This window comes from Bacillus sp. FSL R7-0166 (assembly GCF_038008935.1).
GTDB lineage: Bacteria > Bacillota > Bacilli > Bacillales > Bacillaceae > Bacillus > Bacillus altitudinis.
This window is the reverse complement of the sequence record NZ_JBBPAC010000001.1, coordinates 3,323,231-3,339,205: the sequence shown is the minus strand read 5'-3', so window position 1 is coordinate 3,339,205 and position 15,975 is coordinate 3,323,231. Positions and strand designations below refer to the sequence as shown.

At 41.2% G+C, this 15,975-nt stretch carries 17 protein-coding genes; 15 read left to right on the top strand and 2 right to left on the bottom strand.

Annotated elements, in window-relative coordinates; genetic code table 11:
- The first annotated feature begins 423 nt into the window (after window positions 1-423).
- From NST01_RS17345 to NST01_RS17305, 9 genes are all read left to right on the top strand, one after another.
- Window positions 424-807, top strand: a complete 384-nt coding sequence (locus NST01_RS17345; RefSeq protein WP_007497639.1) for an ATP synthase subunit I — start codon at window positions 424-426, stop codon at window positions 805-807.
- Between the two features lie 7 nt (window positions 808-814).
- Window positions 815-1,549 carry a F0F1 ATP synthase subunit A gene (gene atpB / locus NST01_RS17340; protein ID WP_007497637.1) on the top strand — a complete coding sequence of 245 codons (735 nt, stop codon included), beginning with the start codon at window positions 815-817 and terminating at the stop codon, window positions 1,547-1,549.
- 48 nt (window positions 1,550-1,597) lie between these two features.
- Window positions 1,598-1,810, top strand: coding sequence for a F0F1 ATP synthase subunit C (atpE, locus tag NST01_RS17335; protein WP_003214968.1), 213 nt, complete (start codon window positions 1,598-1,600; stop codon window positions 1,808-1,810).
- Between the two features lie 120 nt (window positions 1,811-1,930).
- On the top strand, window positions 1,931-2,443 hold the full coding sequence (gene atpF / locus NST01_RS17330; RefSeq protein WP_007497634.1) for a F0F1 ATP synthase subunit B: 513 nt from the start codon (window positions 1,931-1,933) through the stop codon (window positions 2,441-2,443).
- The gene (locus NST01_RS17325; RefSeq protein ID WP_007497632.1) at window positions 2,440-2,985 is read left to right on the top strand and encodes a F0F1 ATP synthase subunit delta; all 546 of its coding nucleotides are present in this window, start codon (window positions 2,440-2,442) and stop codon (window positions 2,983-2,985) included. Before atpF ends, NST01_RS17325 begins: the two co-directional genes overlap by 4 nt.
- A 16-nt stretch (window positions 2,986-3,001) precedes the next feature.
- Window positions 3,002-4,510 carry a F0F1 ATP synthase subunit alpha gene (gene atpA, locus NST01_RS17320; protein ID WP_035389793.1) on the top strand — a complete coding sequence of 503 codons (1,509 nt, stop codon included), beginning with the start codon at window positions 3,002-3,004 and terminating at the stop codon, window positions 4,508-4,510.
- Window positions 4,511-4,598: 88 nt separating this feature from the next.
- Window positions 4,599-5,465 (top strand): F0F1 ATP synthase subunit gamma, encoded by an 867-nt coding sequence (locus NST01_RS17315; RefSeq protein ID WP_007497628.1) that lies wholly within the window; start codon window positions 4,599-4,601, stop codon window positions 5,463-5,465.
- A 24-nt stretch (window positions 5,466-5,489) separates the two neighbouring features.
- A complete protein-coding gene (atpD, locus tag NST01_RS17310) occupies window positions 5,490-6,911 on the top strand; it encodes a F0F1 ATP synthase subunit beta (protein ID WP_008343395.1) in 1,422 nt (473 codons plus the stop codon).
- 24 nt (window positions 6,912-6,935) lie between these two features.
- Window positions 6,936-7,331 carry a F0F1 ATP synthase subunit epsilon gene (locus NST01_RS17305; protein WP_008343393.1) on the top strand — a complete coding sequence of 132 codons (396 nt, stop codon included), beginning with the start codon at window positions 6,936-6,938 and terminating at the stop codon, window positions 7,329-7,331.
- Between the two features lie 48 nt (window positions 7,332-7,379).
- On the opposite strand, the gene NST01_RS17300 is transcribed toward NST01_RS17305, so the two are convergent.
- A complete protein-coding gene (locus NST01_RS17300) occupies window positions 7,380-7,847 on the bottom strand; it encodes a hypothetical protein (RefSeq protein WP_008343391.1) in 468 nt (155 codons plus the stop codon).
- 170 nt (window positions 7,848-8,017) lie between these two features.
- On the opposite strand from NST01_RS17300, the gene NST01_RS17295 reads away from it, so the two are divergent.
- The 6 genes from NST01_RS17295 (at window position 8,018) to NST01_RS17270 (ending at window position 13,509) form a co-directional block, all read left to right on the top strand.
- Window positions 8,018-8,248 carry a DUF1146 family protein gene (locus NST01_RS17295; RefSeq protein WP_008343389.1) on the top strand — a complete coding sequence of 77 codons (231 nt, stop codon included), beginning with the start codon at window positions 8,018-8,020 and terminating at the stop codon, window positions 8,246-8,248.
- A gap of 128 nt (window positions 8,249-8,376) precedes the next feature.
- On the top strand, window positions 8,377-9,111 hold the full coding sequence (locus tag NST01_RS17290) for a YwmB family TATA-box binding protein (RefSeq protein WP_048001103.1): 735 nt from the start codon (window positions 8,377-8,379) through the stop codon (window positions 9,109-9,111).
- Between the two features lie 32 nt (window positions 9,112-9,143).
- Window positions 9,144-10,451 carry a UDP-N-acetylglucosamine 1-carboxyvinyltransferase gene (gene murA / locus NST01_RS17285; protein WP_007497616.1) on the top strand — a complete coding sequence of 436 codons (1,308 nt, stop codon included), beginning with the start codon at window positions 9,144-9,146 and terminating at the stop codon, window positions 10,449-10,451.
- A gap of 256 nt (window positions 10,452-10,707) precedes the next feature.
- Window positions 10,708-11,730 carry a stage II sporulation protein D gene (gene spoIID, locus NST01_RS17280; protein WP_008343381.1) on the top strand — a complete coding sequence of 341 codons (1,023 nt, stop codon included), beginning with the start codon at window positions 10,708-10,710 and terminating at the stop codon, window positions 11,728-11,730.
- A 324-nt stretch (window positions 11,731-12,054) separates the two neighbouring features.
- A complete protein-coding gene (locus tag NST01_RS17275) occupies window positions 12,055-12,753 on the top strand; it encodes a VWA domain-containing protein (RefSeq protein ID WP_080934067.1) in 699 nt (232 codons plus the stop codon).
- Between the two features lie 81 nt (window positions 12,754-12,834).
- Window positions 12,835-13,509, top strand: coding sequence for a VWA domain-containing protein (locus tag NST01_RS17270; protein WP_026050166.1), 675 nt, complete (start codon window positions 12,835-12,837; stop codon window positions 13,507-13,509).
- Between the two features lie 51 nt (window positions 13,510-13,560).
- On the opposite strand, the gene NST01_RS17265 is transcribed toward NST01_RS17270, so the two are convergent.
- Window positions 13,561-15,909, bottom strand: a complete 2,349-nt coding sequence (locus NST01_RS17265; protein WP_046344660.1) for an FdhF/YdeP family oxidoreductase — start codon at window positions 15,907-15,909, stop codon at window positions 13,561-13,563.
- Window positions 15,910-15,975: the final 66 nt, after the last annotated feature.

The window sequence follows — 15,975 nt, the reverse complement described above, 5'->3', positions numbered from 1 at the left end:
TTCTTAGAAAAATCAATGTATACTGAACATTAGCAGTTTTTTTGCATGAATGTCACAACTCTCCTAAAGTTTGATGAAATTGTGAACATTTTGTGTGCTCTCTCATTATAGAAAAGTTTTTTAACTTTCAACGGATTGACACATCATAGACGCTATTGTATGCTAAACGAGGGTATTATGGTAAGGTTTTCATAGCCTATAGCACTCTACTAATCCTCATTGTGAACCCTTTAATAATCAGGGTTTGTATCAGCGAATGAAGCAGAATCCCATAGATCTAAAGATTTCAAGTCTGATTGCACAATTAGACCGATGGGTGATTGATTTTTTTCAAACAGGACGGCTTATTATAAGCGTCTTCTACGCAGTTTTCATCACCATTTATCACCTTTTTTACAATATTTTTCATCGGGAGTCAGATGAATGAACGATCCAAACGTCATTTTCCGCAGACAGAGTAAATATATGTTCTATTTATTGGCAATTTTTGTGTTTGGCTATGCCATGCCTGGTTTTAAACCACTGTTTCTTGGTTTCATTATCGGCACAATTTTTGCTTTCTTTAATTTATTCCTGCTTATTCGGAGAATGCATGCTTTTGATCGAGCAGTTAAAAAAGGAAAATCTATTCGTTCAATGGGAAGTACAGCCAGGTGGGCCAACGCAATTCTCGCAGTAGCGATTGCTTGGCGTTACCCTAACGAAGTTCATCTGGCAGGTGTTGTTATAGGATTAATGACAATATATCCTGTCATTATGATAGATTCCTTCATTCAACTTAAACGTTCTACTATGGAAGAGAGGTGAATACTCTTTGGGTCACAGTTCAAAAACTACAGAATTTTTAGGGTTAACGTTCAACTTATCCAATGTTCTCATGATTACGATTGCTAGTATCATCGTTCTTCTCATAGCGGTGCTGACTACTCGTGTTCTGGCTATTCGTCCGACAAAGGCGCAGAACTTCATGGAATGGATTGTTGATTTTGTTCGAAATATCATAGGTAGTTCGATGGACATGAAAACAGGAGCCCCATTTCTAGCGCTTGGCGTTACATTACTCATGTACATATTTGTTTCAAACATGCTTGGACTGCCATTCTCGATTACGGTCGATCACAACTTATGGTGGAAATCACCAACTGCTGATCCTGCAATCACAATGACACTAGCGGTTATGGTCATGGGATTGACACACTACTATGGTGTTAAAGCAAAAGGAGTCAAGGAATATACAAAAGACTACTTTAGACCAATCCCACTCTTAGTACCGCTGAAAATTATTGAAGAATTTGCAAACACATTAACACTTGGTTTGCGTCTTTATGGAAATATTTTCGCTGGAGAGATTCTTCTTGGTTTACTTGCAGGACTTGCGACTAATTTCTATTCGCAAAACCTTGCACTAGGTATCATTGGTACATTAGGTGCCATCGTGCCGATGATTGTATGGCAGGCATTCAGTTTGTTTGTCGGAACCATCCAGGCATTTATCTTCACCATGCTGACAATGGTGTATATCTCCCATAAAGTCAGCGACGAACACTAAAAAATTGAGAGTCCAAAATGGACGTTATTTTAAAGGAGGAGCTTTTTAATGAATTTAATAGCAGCAGCAATTGCAATCGGTTTAGGAGCACTAGGAGCAGGTATTGGTAACGGTCTAATCGTATCTAAAACAGTTGAAGGAATCGCTCGTCAGCCAGAGGCTGGTAGAGAACTAAGAACACTTATGTTCATCGGGGTAGCTTTAGTTGAGGCACTTCCAATTATCGCTGTCGTTATCGCATTCTTGGCATTCTTTGGTTAATATGTGAGAAGCGTTCTAATATGAATTTTAATGGCGAAGATCAGATTAGTTCGAAACTTCGCCATTCCTTTATGTTTTGTTTCTTAACATATTATTTAAAGAAGGGAGTTGCCGTACTAAATGTCTCAGTTACCAGTAGTTTTAGGAGCAGGTCTAAACACCGGAGATATCATATTCCAGCTGATCGCTATGCTCATCCTGCTTGCACTTTTAAAGAAATTTGCGCTTAAGCCTTTATTAGGGATTATGAAACAGCGTGAAGATTATATAGGAAATGAAATTTCAAGTGCTGAAGAAAAGCACGTTCAAGCTGAAAAGCTTCTTGAAGAACAACGTGTCTTATTAAAAGAAGCACGCGAAGAATCACATACACTCATCGAAAATGCGAAAAAGATTGGTGAGAAACAAAAAGAAGATATCATTCAAGCAGCGCGTCAAGAATCAGAGCGCTTGAAAGAGTCTGCTAGAACTGAAATCGTGAAAGAAAAAGAACAAGCTGTGGCTGCACTGCGTGAGCAAGTTGCATCACTATCTGTATTAATTGCTTCTAAAGTGATTGAAAAAGAACTTGATGAGCAGGCACAAGAGAAATTGATTCAAGAGTATCTTAAAGAGGCAGGCGAAAGCCGATGAGCGTGACTATTGTCTCTAAGCGTTACGCTTCTGCTCTTTTTGACATCGTTCTTGCTTCTTCGGCAGTAGACGAAACTGAAAAAGAGCTGAATGAGATCAAAAAAGTTCTGAAGGCTGACCAAGAATTAAATGACTTTCTTGTTCATCCGAAGATTACGGCAGACAAAAAGAAACATCTGATTGCAGAAGCTTTCAAAGGTGTTTCGACATATGTTTTGCACACAATGTATTTACTGATTGACCGCGGGCGCACGAATATTTTTCCTGAAATGGCGTCTGAGTTTGTGAAACTTGCAAACCGTACGAAACAAATAGACGATGCGATCGTGTATTCAGTTAAACCGCTCAGCGGAGCTGAAATTCAATCTTTATCTGAAGTATTTGCCAAAAAAGCCGGAGTCACATCACTGCGTGTTGAAAACGTGATTGACAAGGATCTAATAGGCGGAGTGAAAATCCGTATCGGAAACCGCATTTATGACGGCAGTGTCAGCGGAAAGCTTTCCCGCATTGAACGTCAGCTTGCAGGCGAAAATCGTTAGAAGGGGTGAAACCTTAGTGAGTATCAAAGCTGAAGAGATTAGCGCGCTGATAAAGCAGCAAATCCAAAACTATCAATCTGAAATTGAAGTAAAAGATGTCGGTACAGTCATTCAAGTAGGGGACGGTATCGCGCGTGTACATGGCCTTGACAACATTATGGCAGGAGAGCTTGTTGAGTTCTCTAACGGTGTAATGGGTATGGCTCAAAACCTTGAGGAGTCTAACGTAGGTATCGTAATCTTAGGACCTTACAAAGATATCCGTGAAGGTGACGACGTAAAACGTACAGGTCGTATCATGGAGGTTCCAGTAGGAGAAGAGTTAATCGGACGTATTGTGAACCCACTTGGTCAGCCTGTTGATGGACTAGGTCCAATTTTAACAAGCAAAACACGTCCAATCGAAAGTGAAGCACCAGGCGTTATGGATCGTAAATCGGTACATGAGCCGCTTCAAACGGGAATTAAAGCAATTGATGCCTTGATTCCAATCGGACGCGGACAGCGTGAATTGATCATTGGGGATCGTCAAACAGGTAAAACATCTGTTGCAATCGATACGATCCTTAACCAAAAAGATCAAGACATGATCTGTATCTATGTAGCGATCGGACAAAAAGAATCAACTGTTCGTGGTGTTGTTGAAACACTTCGTAAGCATGGTGCGCTTGACTACACAATCGTTGTCACAGCTTCTGCATCACAGCCAGCTCCACTTCTTTACCTTGCTCCTTATGCAGGTGTAACGATGGGTGAGGAATTCATGTATAACGGCAAGCATGTGCTTGTTGTGTATGATGACCTTTCTAAACAAGCGGCAGCTTACCGTGAGCTTTCATTATTGCTTCGTCGTCCTCCAGGCCGTGAAGCATTCCCTGGTGATGTTTTCTATCTTCACTCTCGTTTATTAGAGCGTGCAGCGAAGCTTAGTGATGAAAAGGGTGGCGGTTCTATCACAGCATTGCCTTTCGTAGAAACGCAAGCTGGTGATATCTCTGCATATATCCCAACAAACGTTATCTCAATCACAGATGGACAGATCTTCTTACAATCTGATCTCTTCTTCTCAGGCGTACGTCCAGCGGTAAACGCAGGATTGTCTGTATCTCGTGTAGGTGGTTCTGCACAAATCAAAGCGATGAAAAAGGTAGCAGGTACACTTCGTCTGGATCTTGCTTCTTATCGTGAGCTTGAAGCATTCGCTCAGTTTGGATCTGATCTAGACCAAGCGACTCAAGCCAAATTAAACCGTGGTGCTAGAACAGTTGAGGTCTTAAAACAAGACTTGAACAAACCGCTGAAAGTTGAAAAACAAGTAGCGATTCTTTATGCACTGACAAGAGGATACTTAGATGATGTAGCGATTGCTGATGTCAAACGCTTTGAAGCTGAGTTATTCATGTACATTGAAGAAAACCATAAAGACTTGTTTGACACAATCTCTCAAACAGGAAACATGCCTGCTGATGAAGAGTGGAAAACAGCGATCGAAGGCTTTAAACGTACGTTTGCACCAAGCAACTAATTAGTAATCTTTCCGAGAGAAAAAGATTCTCTTTTTCTCTCTTTTCACGTAAATGAACACGGATTCCTGAAAAAAGGTGGTGAAATCTTTGGCCTCATTACGCGATATTAAGTCAAGGATCACGTCAACAAAAAAATCGAGTCAGATCACAAAAGCGATGCAAATGGTATCAGCTGCGAAACTGAATCGTGCTGAAAATAATGCGAAGTCCTTTGTTCCATACATGGAGAAAATCCAAGAAGTCGTTGCGGCAATCGCAACTGGAACAAGTGCTAAGCACCCAATGCTTCTTTCAAGACCTGTTAAGAAAACAGGGTATCTCGTCATTACATCTGATCGAGGACTTGCAGGACCTTTTAACAGCTCGATTTTACGTGCCGCTTACCAAGCCATTCAATCTCGTCATCAATCTGCTGATGAATATGCGGTGATTGTGATTGGTAAAATCGGACGCGACTTCTTCAAAAAGCGTGGTATTCCAGTTATTTCTGAAGTAACAGGGCTTGGAGACGAAGTAGCGTTTGCTGATATTAAAGAATTAGCAAGCAGTACAGTGCAAATGTTCTCTGATGAAGCGTTTGATGAGCTTTACATGTTCTATAACCATTTCGTCAGTGCCATTTCACAAGAAGTAACAGAGAAAAAATTATTGCCGCTAACGGACCTTTCGGCCGCAGCGACACCAAATAAACGTTCCGCATCTTATGAGTTTGAGCCTTCTGAAGAAGAAATTCTTGAAGTTCTCCTTCCTCAATATGCAGAGAGTTTGATTTTCGGTGCGCTTCTTGACAGCAAAGCAAGTGAACATGCTGCAAGGATGACAGCAATGAAGAGTGCAACAGACAACGCAAAAGAATTGATCGACAGCCTGACACTCTCTTACAACCGTGCTCGTCAAGCAGCGATTACACAAGAGATTACAGAAATTGTCGGCGGAGCAGCTGCCTTAGAATAGAAATAATTGTCAGGAGGGAATGCAATGAAAACAGGACGCATCAGTCAGATCATGGGACCAGTCGTAGACGTTCGTTTTGAAGACGGTCACTTGCCTGAGATTTATAATGCGATCAAAGTTTCGCATAAAGCGGAAAGCGAAAGTGAAGTTGATATCGACTTAACTTTAGAAGTAGCACTACATTTAGGTGATGATACAGTGAGAACCATCGCAATGGCATCAACAGACGGTGTGAAGCGCGGTATGGAAGCTGTAGACCTTGGAAAACCAATTTCAGTACCAGTTGGTAACGTAACACTTGGACGTGTATTCAACGTACTGGGAGATAACATTGACTTAGATGAGCCACTTGGTGTGGAAGCGCAAAGAGACCCAATCCACAGACAAGCGCCTTCTTTTGATCAACTTTCTACAGAAGTTGAAATTCTTGAAACAGGTATCAAAGTTGTTGACCTTCTTGCTCCTTACATCAAAGGTGGAAAGATCGGTCTATTCGGTGGAGCCGGTGTTGGTAAAACCGTTCTGATTCAAGAATTGATCAACAACATCGCACAAGAACACGGCGGTATTTCTGTATTCGCTGGTGTTGGAGAGCGTACACGTGAAGGAAATGACCTTTACTACGAAATGAAAGATTCTGGCGTTATCGAAAAAACAGCGATGGTCTTCGGCCAAATGAACGAGCCACCAGGTGCACGTATGCGTGTAGCTCTAACTGGTTTGACAATGGCAGAGCATTTCCGTGATGAACAAGGTCAAGACGTATTGTTCTTCATCGATAACATCTATCGTTTTACACAAGCAGGTTCTGAAGTATCAGCCCTTCTTGGACGTATGCCTTCAGCGGTAGGTTATCAGCCAACTCTTGCAACAGAAATGGGTCAGCTTCAAGAGCGTATCACGTCTACAAACGTAGGATCGGTTACATCGATTCAAGCGATCTATGTACCTGCGGATGACTATACAGATCCAGCTCCAGCTACAACGTTCGCTCACCTTGATGCAACGACAAACCTTGAGCGTAAGTTGACAGAGATGGGGATTTACCCAGCGGTAGATCCACTTGCTTCAACATCTCGTGCCCTTGCACCTGAGATTGTTGGCGAAGAGCATTATGCGATCGCGCGTGAAGTTCAGCAAACATTGCAACGTTATAAAGAATTGCAAGATATCATTGCCATTTTAGGTATGGATGAATTATCTGAGGACGATAAGCTTGTGGTACACAGAGCTCGTCGTGTTCAATTCTTCCTATCTCAAAACTTCCACGTAGCAGAACAGTTTACTGGTCAAAAAGGTTCTTATGTGCCATTGCAAGAAACTGTTAAAGGCTTCAAGGAAATCTTATCTGGTAAATACGATCACCTTCCAGAAGATGCATTCCGCTTAGTCGGTCGCATTGAAGAAGTGGTTGAAAAAGCCAAAGAGATGGGTGTAGAGGCCTAATCTGGTCCTTAGGAGGGTAAAAGCATGAAGACCGTTCAAGTCAATATCGTTACTCCCGACGGCCCAGTGTATGAAGCGGATGTGGAAATGGTCAGTGTAAGAGCAGAAAGCGGTGAGCTTGGAATTTTAGCTGGCCACGTTCCAATGGTTGCTCCGCTAAAAATCGGTGCAGTTCGCTTAAAACATAGTGGATCAACTGAATTGGTTGCAGTAAGCGGTGGATTTGTTGAAGTTCGCCCCGAAAAAGTAACCATTCTTGCTCAGGCTGCTGAAACATCAGACAAAGTTGATGTCGATCGTGCAAAGTCAGCGAAACAGCGTGCTGAAGAGCATTTGAACCACCCGAATGAAAGTGATGTACGCAGGGCGGAACTCGCATTAAAACGGGCATTAAACCGTTTAAATGTAGCAGGGAAATAAAACAGAAAATCCTTCTTATCATTGCGATAAGAAGGATTTTTTTAAGGATTACATGAGAGACTGATACATCGACACATACGGATGAGATGCTTGCTTTTCAAGATATAAATGCTCGCAAAAATGCGTACTATGCCACGTTTTATTGTTTCGGCGCAAGCCAAGGGTATATTGATGCGAAGAGTCCATATAAGGCCGCACGACCCAATCAGCATCTGAATGATGCTTGATGACAACCTCTCCCATGTACACACTCAACATCGCTTCCAATGCATCAATAGGCATTTTCCACTCAGCAAAAAGCTGCTGACGGAAGGCATCGAAGTATAATGACTCTAACTGATAAAGGCTTTCCTCTGAGTAATCCAAAGAAATGTTATGAAAATGACACAATTGTGCTAATTCTTCTAGCTGTGTCTGTCTATAATCAAAGTAGAAAGCAATGGCTTCCCATTCATGTTCAAATGAGGGAACCAGTTCTCCGTACAAATCAACAAAGTCAGGAAAAGAATCTTTCAAATATGATCAGCTCCTTCCACCGCAGTATATCATCTCCTTCGCATCAGAATAAGAGGGGATTCACTCTAAATGTAGCTCTTTTTTCCAAATGATTCATCTTTCCGATTTTGGAGGATATAATGAAAGGGAGTTTTCCTTTACAGAAATCAATAAAAGGAGGATTCAAGTGTATGGAAGACGTAGGACAACAAGCAATTGTCAGTATTGTGATCCACCTATTTTTTATCGCCATTACGTGGTGGGCATTGCTTGCGGTGAATATCGATCCACTGATTAAAAAAGGAAAAATTATTCAAGCTAGATTGCTCATGATGCTGCTCACGATTGCTATTGCATCGGCAGTCAGCAATTTCTTCCTTGATTATTTAAATTTCTCCAGACAAATCCCTTATATGTTTTAACATAAAAGGTTTGGTCACTGCCTTCTGCGGGAACGTAAAAAGAAGTGTCAAAAATATGGCCTTTGATGACTTTTCCACGTATGCATTGATCTCCTTGCGGCAACACTTGTAGCAAGGGGGAATGACAAGTGAGAAAGTATTTAAAAGGTTGGCCATTATTTGCATTTATTCTTTTTTTTGTTCTGATGATTCAAGGTGTTCGGGCAGAAGAAACATCGACGCTCGCCCAAATAGCAGAAGGTATGAAAAACCAGCAAATCGAAGTAAGTGGATGGACGCTTCATGCCAAAACAAATATAAACATTTCATCCGAACAATTTTCAAAAAAAGTGAAACGTTTGAAAGACGAACTACGACAGTATGAGTGGACCGAAAAAAAAGAGAAACATGTCACCAAAGTCACAGGAATTTACAAAGATGAAAAAAATGATACATTATCGAAAATTTTACTCGTGAAGACCGACACAAAATCAAACCAAAAGTCGTATTTATTATATGAGCAAAAAGGTGCTCGCCCACTGAATACCTGGGAGCATACATATGATCAGTTCGTACGTCATGCAAAAAGCATATTACAAGAAAAATTTGTGATTTTTACTTGTCTCGATGGTCATGTAAATGGTATGATGGATGTTGTTTTGCAAAAAAAAGCTGAAATGATAGCAAATGAATTTCAAGCAAAACCAGTTGAGTATCTCGTTGAGTCTAATTTTGTGTCGCTTTCCGCTTACACAGAGAAGTGGGAACAGTTCATTATGACTTCAAATGATAAAATGAATGTTCAAATTGCCATCAGAAGTTCGGAAATGAACGAAAATCATACGATTACGGTTGGCACACCAATCGTAACGACTGAATATTAATATAGAGAATTTGGGACGCGGAGGGGAAGACCTTGGAAAAAATCATCGTCCGCGGCGGTCAAAAGTTAAACGGCACAGTTAAAGTAGAAGGCGCAAAAAATGCCGTTTTACCAGTTATCGCTGCATCTTTGTTAGCAAGTACAGAAAAAAGCGTAATTTGTGATGTACCTACGCTCTCCGATGTATATACAATCAATGAAGTGTTACGTCATTTAGGAGCAGAAGTACATTTTGAAAATAACGAAGTATCAGTAGATGCATCTCATGCACTAGAAACTGAGGCTCCGTTTGAGTATGTCCGTAAAATGAGAGCATCTGTGCTCGTCATGGGACCACTTTTAGCTAGAACAGGTCATGCAAGAGTTGCATTACCTGGTGGTTGTGCGATTGGTTCAAGACCAATTGATCAGCATTTAAAAGGCTTTGAAGCAATGGGAGCTAAAATTCAAGTAGGTAATGGTTTCATCGAGGCTGAAGTAAATGGCCGTTTAAAAGGTGCAAAAATCTATTTGGATTTCCCAAGTGTAGGGGCAACTGAAAACATCATCATGGCAGCAGCATTGGCTGAAGGAACGACGATTTTAGAAAACGTAGCAAAAGAACCTGAAATTGTTGATTTGGCAAACTATATCAATGCCATGGGCGGTAAGGTTCGCGGTGCTGGAACTGGTACAATCAAAATCGAAGGTGTAGAAACACTTCACGGTGCAAAACACAACATCATCCCTGACCGAATTGAAGCTGGTACGTTTATGGTGGCAGCAGCCATTACTGAAGGAAATGTTCTTGTAAAAGGCGCTGTGCCTGAGCACATGACTTCACTTGTGGCGAAAATGGAAGAAATGGGTATTCAGATCATTGAAGAAGAAGAAGGTTTAAGAGTCATTGGACCATCTGAGCTCAAGCCAATCGATCTAAAAACAATGCCGCATCCTGGTTTCCCAACGGATATGCAATCTCAGATGATGGCGCTATTGCTTCGTGCGAACGGAACAAGCATGATCACAGAAACTGTGTTTGAAAATCGTTTTATGCATGCTGAAGAATTCCGCCGCATGAATGGCGATATTAAAATTGAGGGTCGCTCTGTGATAATCAATGGACCTGTTCAACTTCAAGGTGCTGAAGTGGCAGCGACTGATTTAAGAGCAGGAGCAGCACTTGTACTTGCTGGATTAGTGGCAGAAGGTCATACACGTGTCACTGAATTGAAGCATATTGACCGTGGATATGTGAACTTCCACCAAAAACTAGCAGCAATCGGTGCAGACATTGAAAGAGTAAATGATGAATCAGCAGATGTGACACAAGAACAAGTTGTATCAGATCTAAACGCATAATCATAAAAGAAATCAGTGTGTCCATTTGGGCATGCTGATTTTTTTTAGAATCATAGACTGGTTGCATTTTCAAAAGCTTATCATTAGTGTATCCAATCGTTTTAAATTTTATTCATAAAGACGAACAGTAAATCAAATGAAGAAGAGCACAAACATATCAGCAGAAGACTTGTCCAATGAATGAAAGAAGCTGTCATATTAGCTTGTCCTTGCCCATAGGATAAAAGAGATTCAATGACAAATGGGGGCAGCCAATATGAAACCAATGATATGGACAATCGCAGGAATTTGCATCATCATTTTAATGATTCCAACCTTACTCGTGTTGCCAACGTTCCAAGGAAAACCAGCAGCCAGCCAACACGTAGCAGCAGAACCATCAGTTAAAAAAGAAGTGAAAGGTTCAGTCAAATTGAAACAATCACCCGTCTCCATTCCCGTCTACCGTTCAGCGCATCAGCAGGTAGAAAACATCCCCTTAGAAGAGTATGTGATCGGTGTCGTCGCTTCTGAAATGCCAGCCGATTTTGAAATTGAGGCGCTCAAGGCACAGGCACTCGCCGCTAGAACGTATATCGTCAGACAAATGATCATTGATAAAACCGTCAAATCTCCACAAGGTTCTCTTGTAGATGACACTCAAATGTTCCAAGTGTACAAAAATAAACAGGAACTGAAGAAAATTTGGGGAAAAGCGTACAATTGGAAATTAAAAAAGGTCACAGAAGCTGTCGCCAGTACACAAGGGAAAGTACTGACGTATGACGAAAAACCAATTGATGCTTCCTTCTTTTCAACAAGTAATGGGAAAACCGAAAATGCAGAAGCTTATTGGAAAAATGAAATCCCTTATTTGAAAAGCGTCTCAAGTAAATGGGACGAAAAATCACCCAAATTCCAAAACAAGAAAACCATCACAGTGAGCGAATTTCAGCAAAAACTGGGTGTGACCCTTGGCCAGCAGCAGGTGGGAGAAATTGTAGAACGTACACCAGGCAATCAAGTAGCCAAAGCCGTCATTAACGGAAAAACATTGTCGGGTAGAGACATTCGCGAATCACTAGGATTGCACTCTGCGGACTTTACATGGGAACGAAAGGGTCAGCAAATCGTGATTACGACAAAAGGGTATGGCCATGGTGTGGGCATGAGTCAGTATGGTGCACATTATATGGCACAGTCAGGTAAAAAAGTAGAGGCGATCGTGAAACATTATTATCAAGGGATAAAAATTGAATCAGCTGATCGCTTTCTGAACACATATATGGCTAAGAAATAAAAGCAAAGGTGCCTCAAAATGGGGGCATCTTTTTTTATGTGTGAAGAGGTTTGAACAGAATGTGACAAATTGCGACTTAAGACGCACCTCAGGAAATCTTAAACATTTACATCCCGACAAGAACCGATGGCCGATACAAAGCCCCTCGAAAGAATGAGAAAACGAGGGTGACAAAAGAGTCTTTAGGTGAATATATCTAGACATCTGACAGAATTTTAGTGATTTTGATGAAAGAGAAAAAGGGATCGAGTCCTATACCATTCCAAGACAGAATATTTTACGATTAAGATGTTTCAATCAAATACATAAGGAGGAAGGAAAAGCATGTTGAAAAAAGTATTTACACTCGTAACCTTAGCTGTATTGACATTATCAATGTCAATCTCTTCACCAGTATTTGCAGAAGCAGCATCAGCCAAAAAACATAAGAAAGATGTAAGAGTGACCATCTTACTTGATGCAAGTGGAAGTATGGCAAGAAAAGTGGATGGAGAGCGCAAATTCGATTTAGCAAAACAAGAGGTATTTAAATTTGCTCAGTCTCTTCCGAAAGATGCTAAAATCCGTATGAGTTTGTTTGGGTCTGAAGGAAACAACAAAAACTCAGGTAAAGCTCAATCATGTGAAGTCATTAGAGGCGTTTATGGCGTTCAGCCTTATGAAAAGGATAGTTTCGAAAACTCTCTAAACGGTCTTGGACCAAATGGCTGGACACCGATTGCACGTGCTCTTGAAAGTGCAAAGCAAGCAGATAAGCAGCTTCATAAAGGAACAAAACACATTGTGTACTTAATTACTGATGGTGAAGAAACTTGTGGTGGAGATCCAGTGAAAGTAGCGAAAGAGCTTCATAACTCAAAGGGATCTACTGTAGTCAATGTGATTGGATTAGACTTTAACGATGGCTATGAAGGTCAATTGATGCAAGTAGCTAAAGCTGGTAAAGGTCATTACTACCAAGCAAGCACTGGGAAAGAAATGGGTTCTATCCTTACAGCAGAATCATTAAAACTACACGAATAACTTGCTGAAGAAAAGGGAAACGATTGATTGATGCTTTCGTTTCTCTTTTTCTGTACAAATGAAAAAAAGGGAGATTTTTTAATGAAAAGAAATATTATATTAACCATTTTAGCGAGTCTTGTTCTGCTTCTTTCTTCACCAGCTCATGCTGTAACGAAAAAGGAGCCTGCTCACGTGGTGATTTTACTTGATTTAAGCGGAAGCATGGCACAATCAGTTGAAGGCGAAAAGAAAATTGATATCGCAAAACGCTCGATCCAAAGTTTCGCAAGTATTTTATCAGAAGATACACAAGTCTTGCTTCGTGTTTTTGGTCATGAAGGAACGAATAAAAATGCAGGAAAAGCCGTTTCTTGTGCAAGTTCCGAAGCAGTTTATGGATTTGGAACATATGAGCAAGCAGCCTTTCAACAAGCGCTGAATGTGTATGGTCCAACAGGCTGGACACCACTTGCCAAAGCATTAACTGATACGAAACAAGATTTTGAAGATCACCAAGCTGAAGGAAAAAATATTGTATATGTTGTCAGCGATGGTGAGGAAACATGTGGCGGAAGCCCATCACAAGCAGCGAAGCAATTACATGAAGAAGGTATTGACACAATCGTCAATATCATTGGCTTCGATGTAAATGAAAAAGAAGCAAAAAGTCTAAAATCTGTTGCCAAAGCTGGTGGTGGACAATATCAACCAGCAGCAAATGCAGAAGAATTAAATCATATTCTTCAAAAAGAAGCGAACTCTTTTGGTCAATAAGATGTGAATAGACAGCTGGGGAGAAACCCCCAGCTGTTTTTTCATAAAGGATCAATTTAAAGTCGTTTCTAATTCATCAATCCGTTTCTCCACGTAGTGCTGATCTTTTCTTGCATGAAAGGTTTCGGCTTTTTCTAATATCGCGGTGGTATTGTATTCTGGAATCTGGGAATAGCTTTCGTAAACTCCTTTTGGTATTAACACGTTTCCTTCAGGCCAATAAACTGCAATATTTCCACGTTTCAGCTCTCCGAATTGAGCAACTCCTTGGTAGGATCCATATTGATTGAAAAGGACAACAGGATCGCCTTCTTGGACGTAAAGCTCTTTCGCATCTTCTTCATTCATCAAGATAGAATGCCGCTTTCCGCCATTAAAGGCATCCTTTTCACTGTAAATCATAGAGTTGAATTGCTTGCCTCGTCTTGTCGTGATATTGAAATGCCCCTCAGTTTTTCGATATTGGGGCAGCTGTGCTGGGAGCAGGTGTCCTTTTCCATCCGGTGTTGGACACACCCCATCTTCGCAAAGCCATGCGCCACCCCATTGAAAGACATCCCCTTTATGACGCAAATGCTGGATCCCATCATAGTTCCGATTTGCGATGGCAATCTCACGACGAATGTCTTCAGCATGGTCAAAATGAATCAGCTTCGCATCTTCTGGACGAACCCTTTTTGCTAGGTCAATATAAATGTCCCATTCAGCTCTGGCTTCTTCAATGCGTGGCCCTTCAATTTCCGGACTGAAATACACCATGCGTTCCGTACTGGTTGATGTACCGCCGCCTGGCTGTTCATATCTTGTCATTGCAGGCAGAACAATCACAGTCTCTTCTGCTTCTACCAGTGTAGAGGTGTTCAAAATAATATCTTGATGGACACGGAGTTCAAGCTCGGATAGTGCTTTTTCAATCGCTTCAGGATTAGGCATCGTTTCTAAAAAGTTTCCACCGCTAGTAAACAGCATCTTCAGCTTTTGCGGGTGTTCTTTTGGAAGAGCCATTTTTTCAAATGATTGCCCAATCGTGTCACCATGCCATTTTGGAATATCAAATCCCCATATCTTCTCGATTCTTTTAATATTCTCTTCATCAAAATCACTGCCGGGCAATACGAATGGATCGGCACCCATTTCGCCTGAACCTTGGACACCGCTATGGCCACGAATAGGCATAACGCCACAATGTTTTCTGCCAATAAACCCGCGTAACATGGCAAGGTTTGCGACTTGTGATATATTATCAGTTGCAAAACGATGCTGAGTGAGACCCATACTCCAAATAAACACGCCTGAATTGGCATTGGAAAGAAGTACAGCGAATTCCTTCATTCTTTCTTTAGATAAGCCTGACGATGCTTCGAGATCCGACCATTTTAACTGAGTGACATGCTGCTTTACATCTTTTATGCCGGTTGTATGCGCTTGGATAAATTCATGGTCAAGAGCGGAATGAGGCGCTTGCTCTTCCATTTCAAACCAATGTTTGATGACACCATTCATAAACGCAATATCGCCGCCTATATTGACTTGATAAAAATCATCCGCTATTTTTGTGCCGAATAAAGCACTTTCTGGGATAGAAGGGACCCAATATTTTTCCATTGCAGGCTCTTTATATGGATTGATGACAATGATCTTGGTTCCTTTCTTTTTAGCGGCGTACATATATTTAGTGGAAACCGGCTGGTTGTTTGCTGCAACAGAGCCCCAAAAAATCAATACATCTGTTCCAATCCAATCACTGTAATTACAGCTGGATGCACCTATACCAAGGGATCGTTTAAGAGCTGTTTTGCTTGGTGAATGGCAAATACGAGAAGCATTATCGATATGATTTGTTCCAATATATCGCGCAGCTTTCGCCGCAGTATAGTACACTTCATTTGTAATCCCTCTAGCCGTTAAATAGAAAGCAAGCTGACGTTTATCAATCGATTTGATTTTAGCGGCGATTTGATCTAATGCACCATCCCAAGAAATGCGTGTAAAGGCATTCTCACCTTTTTTTCGAATCAGGGGATAAGGGATACGCCCAAGTTTTCGAAGGGACGTGCTATCCATTTGTTTGAGCCGCTCAATATCTTCGAACCATTTTGGATCAATAGCTGGCATTGTGTTAAGCCGTAGCACATTCAGTCTTGTTGTGCATATATGGGGTCCTGCTAGTGTTTGATCGTATAAACCTGATACACCAAGAGCACAGCCGTCACAAACGCCCTGAGTCAATATACGGTACGCATAGGGGAGGTTATCTTTGTTCTCCCATGCCACTTTCATTGTGTCTCGAATGTGTTTCGGTTTTACTTTTCCAAGCCCCATAGGAGCAAAAGAGGCCCATAGCTTTGGTGAGGGTTTTTTGTTGAGTTTAATAGGCCCCTTGTGTTTTGTTTTTCCCATGATATCGTCACCCTCCTATTACTTTGTAAAGCGTTTTCATATCTAAAAATTACCTGTAGATTGTCA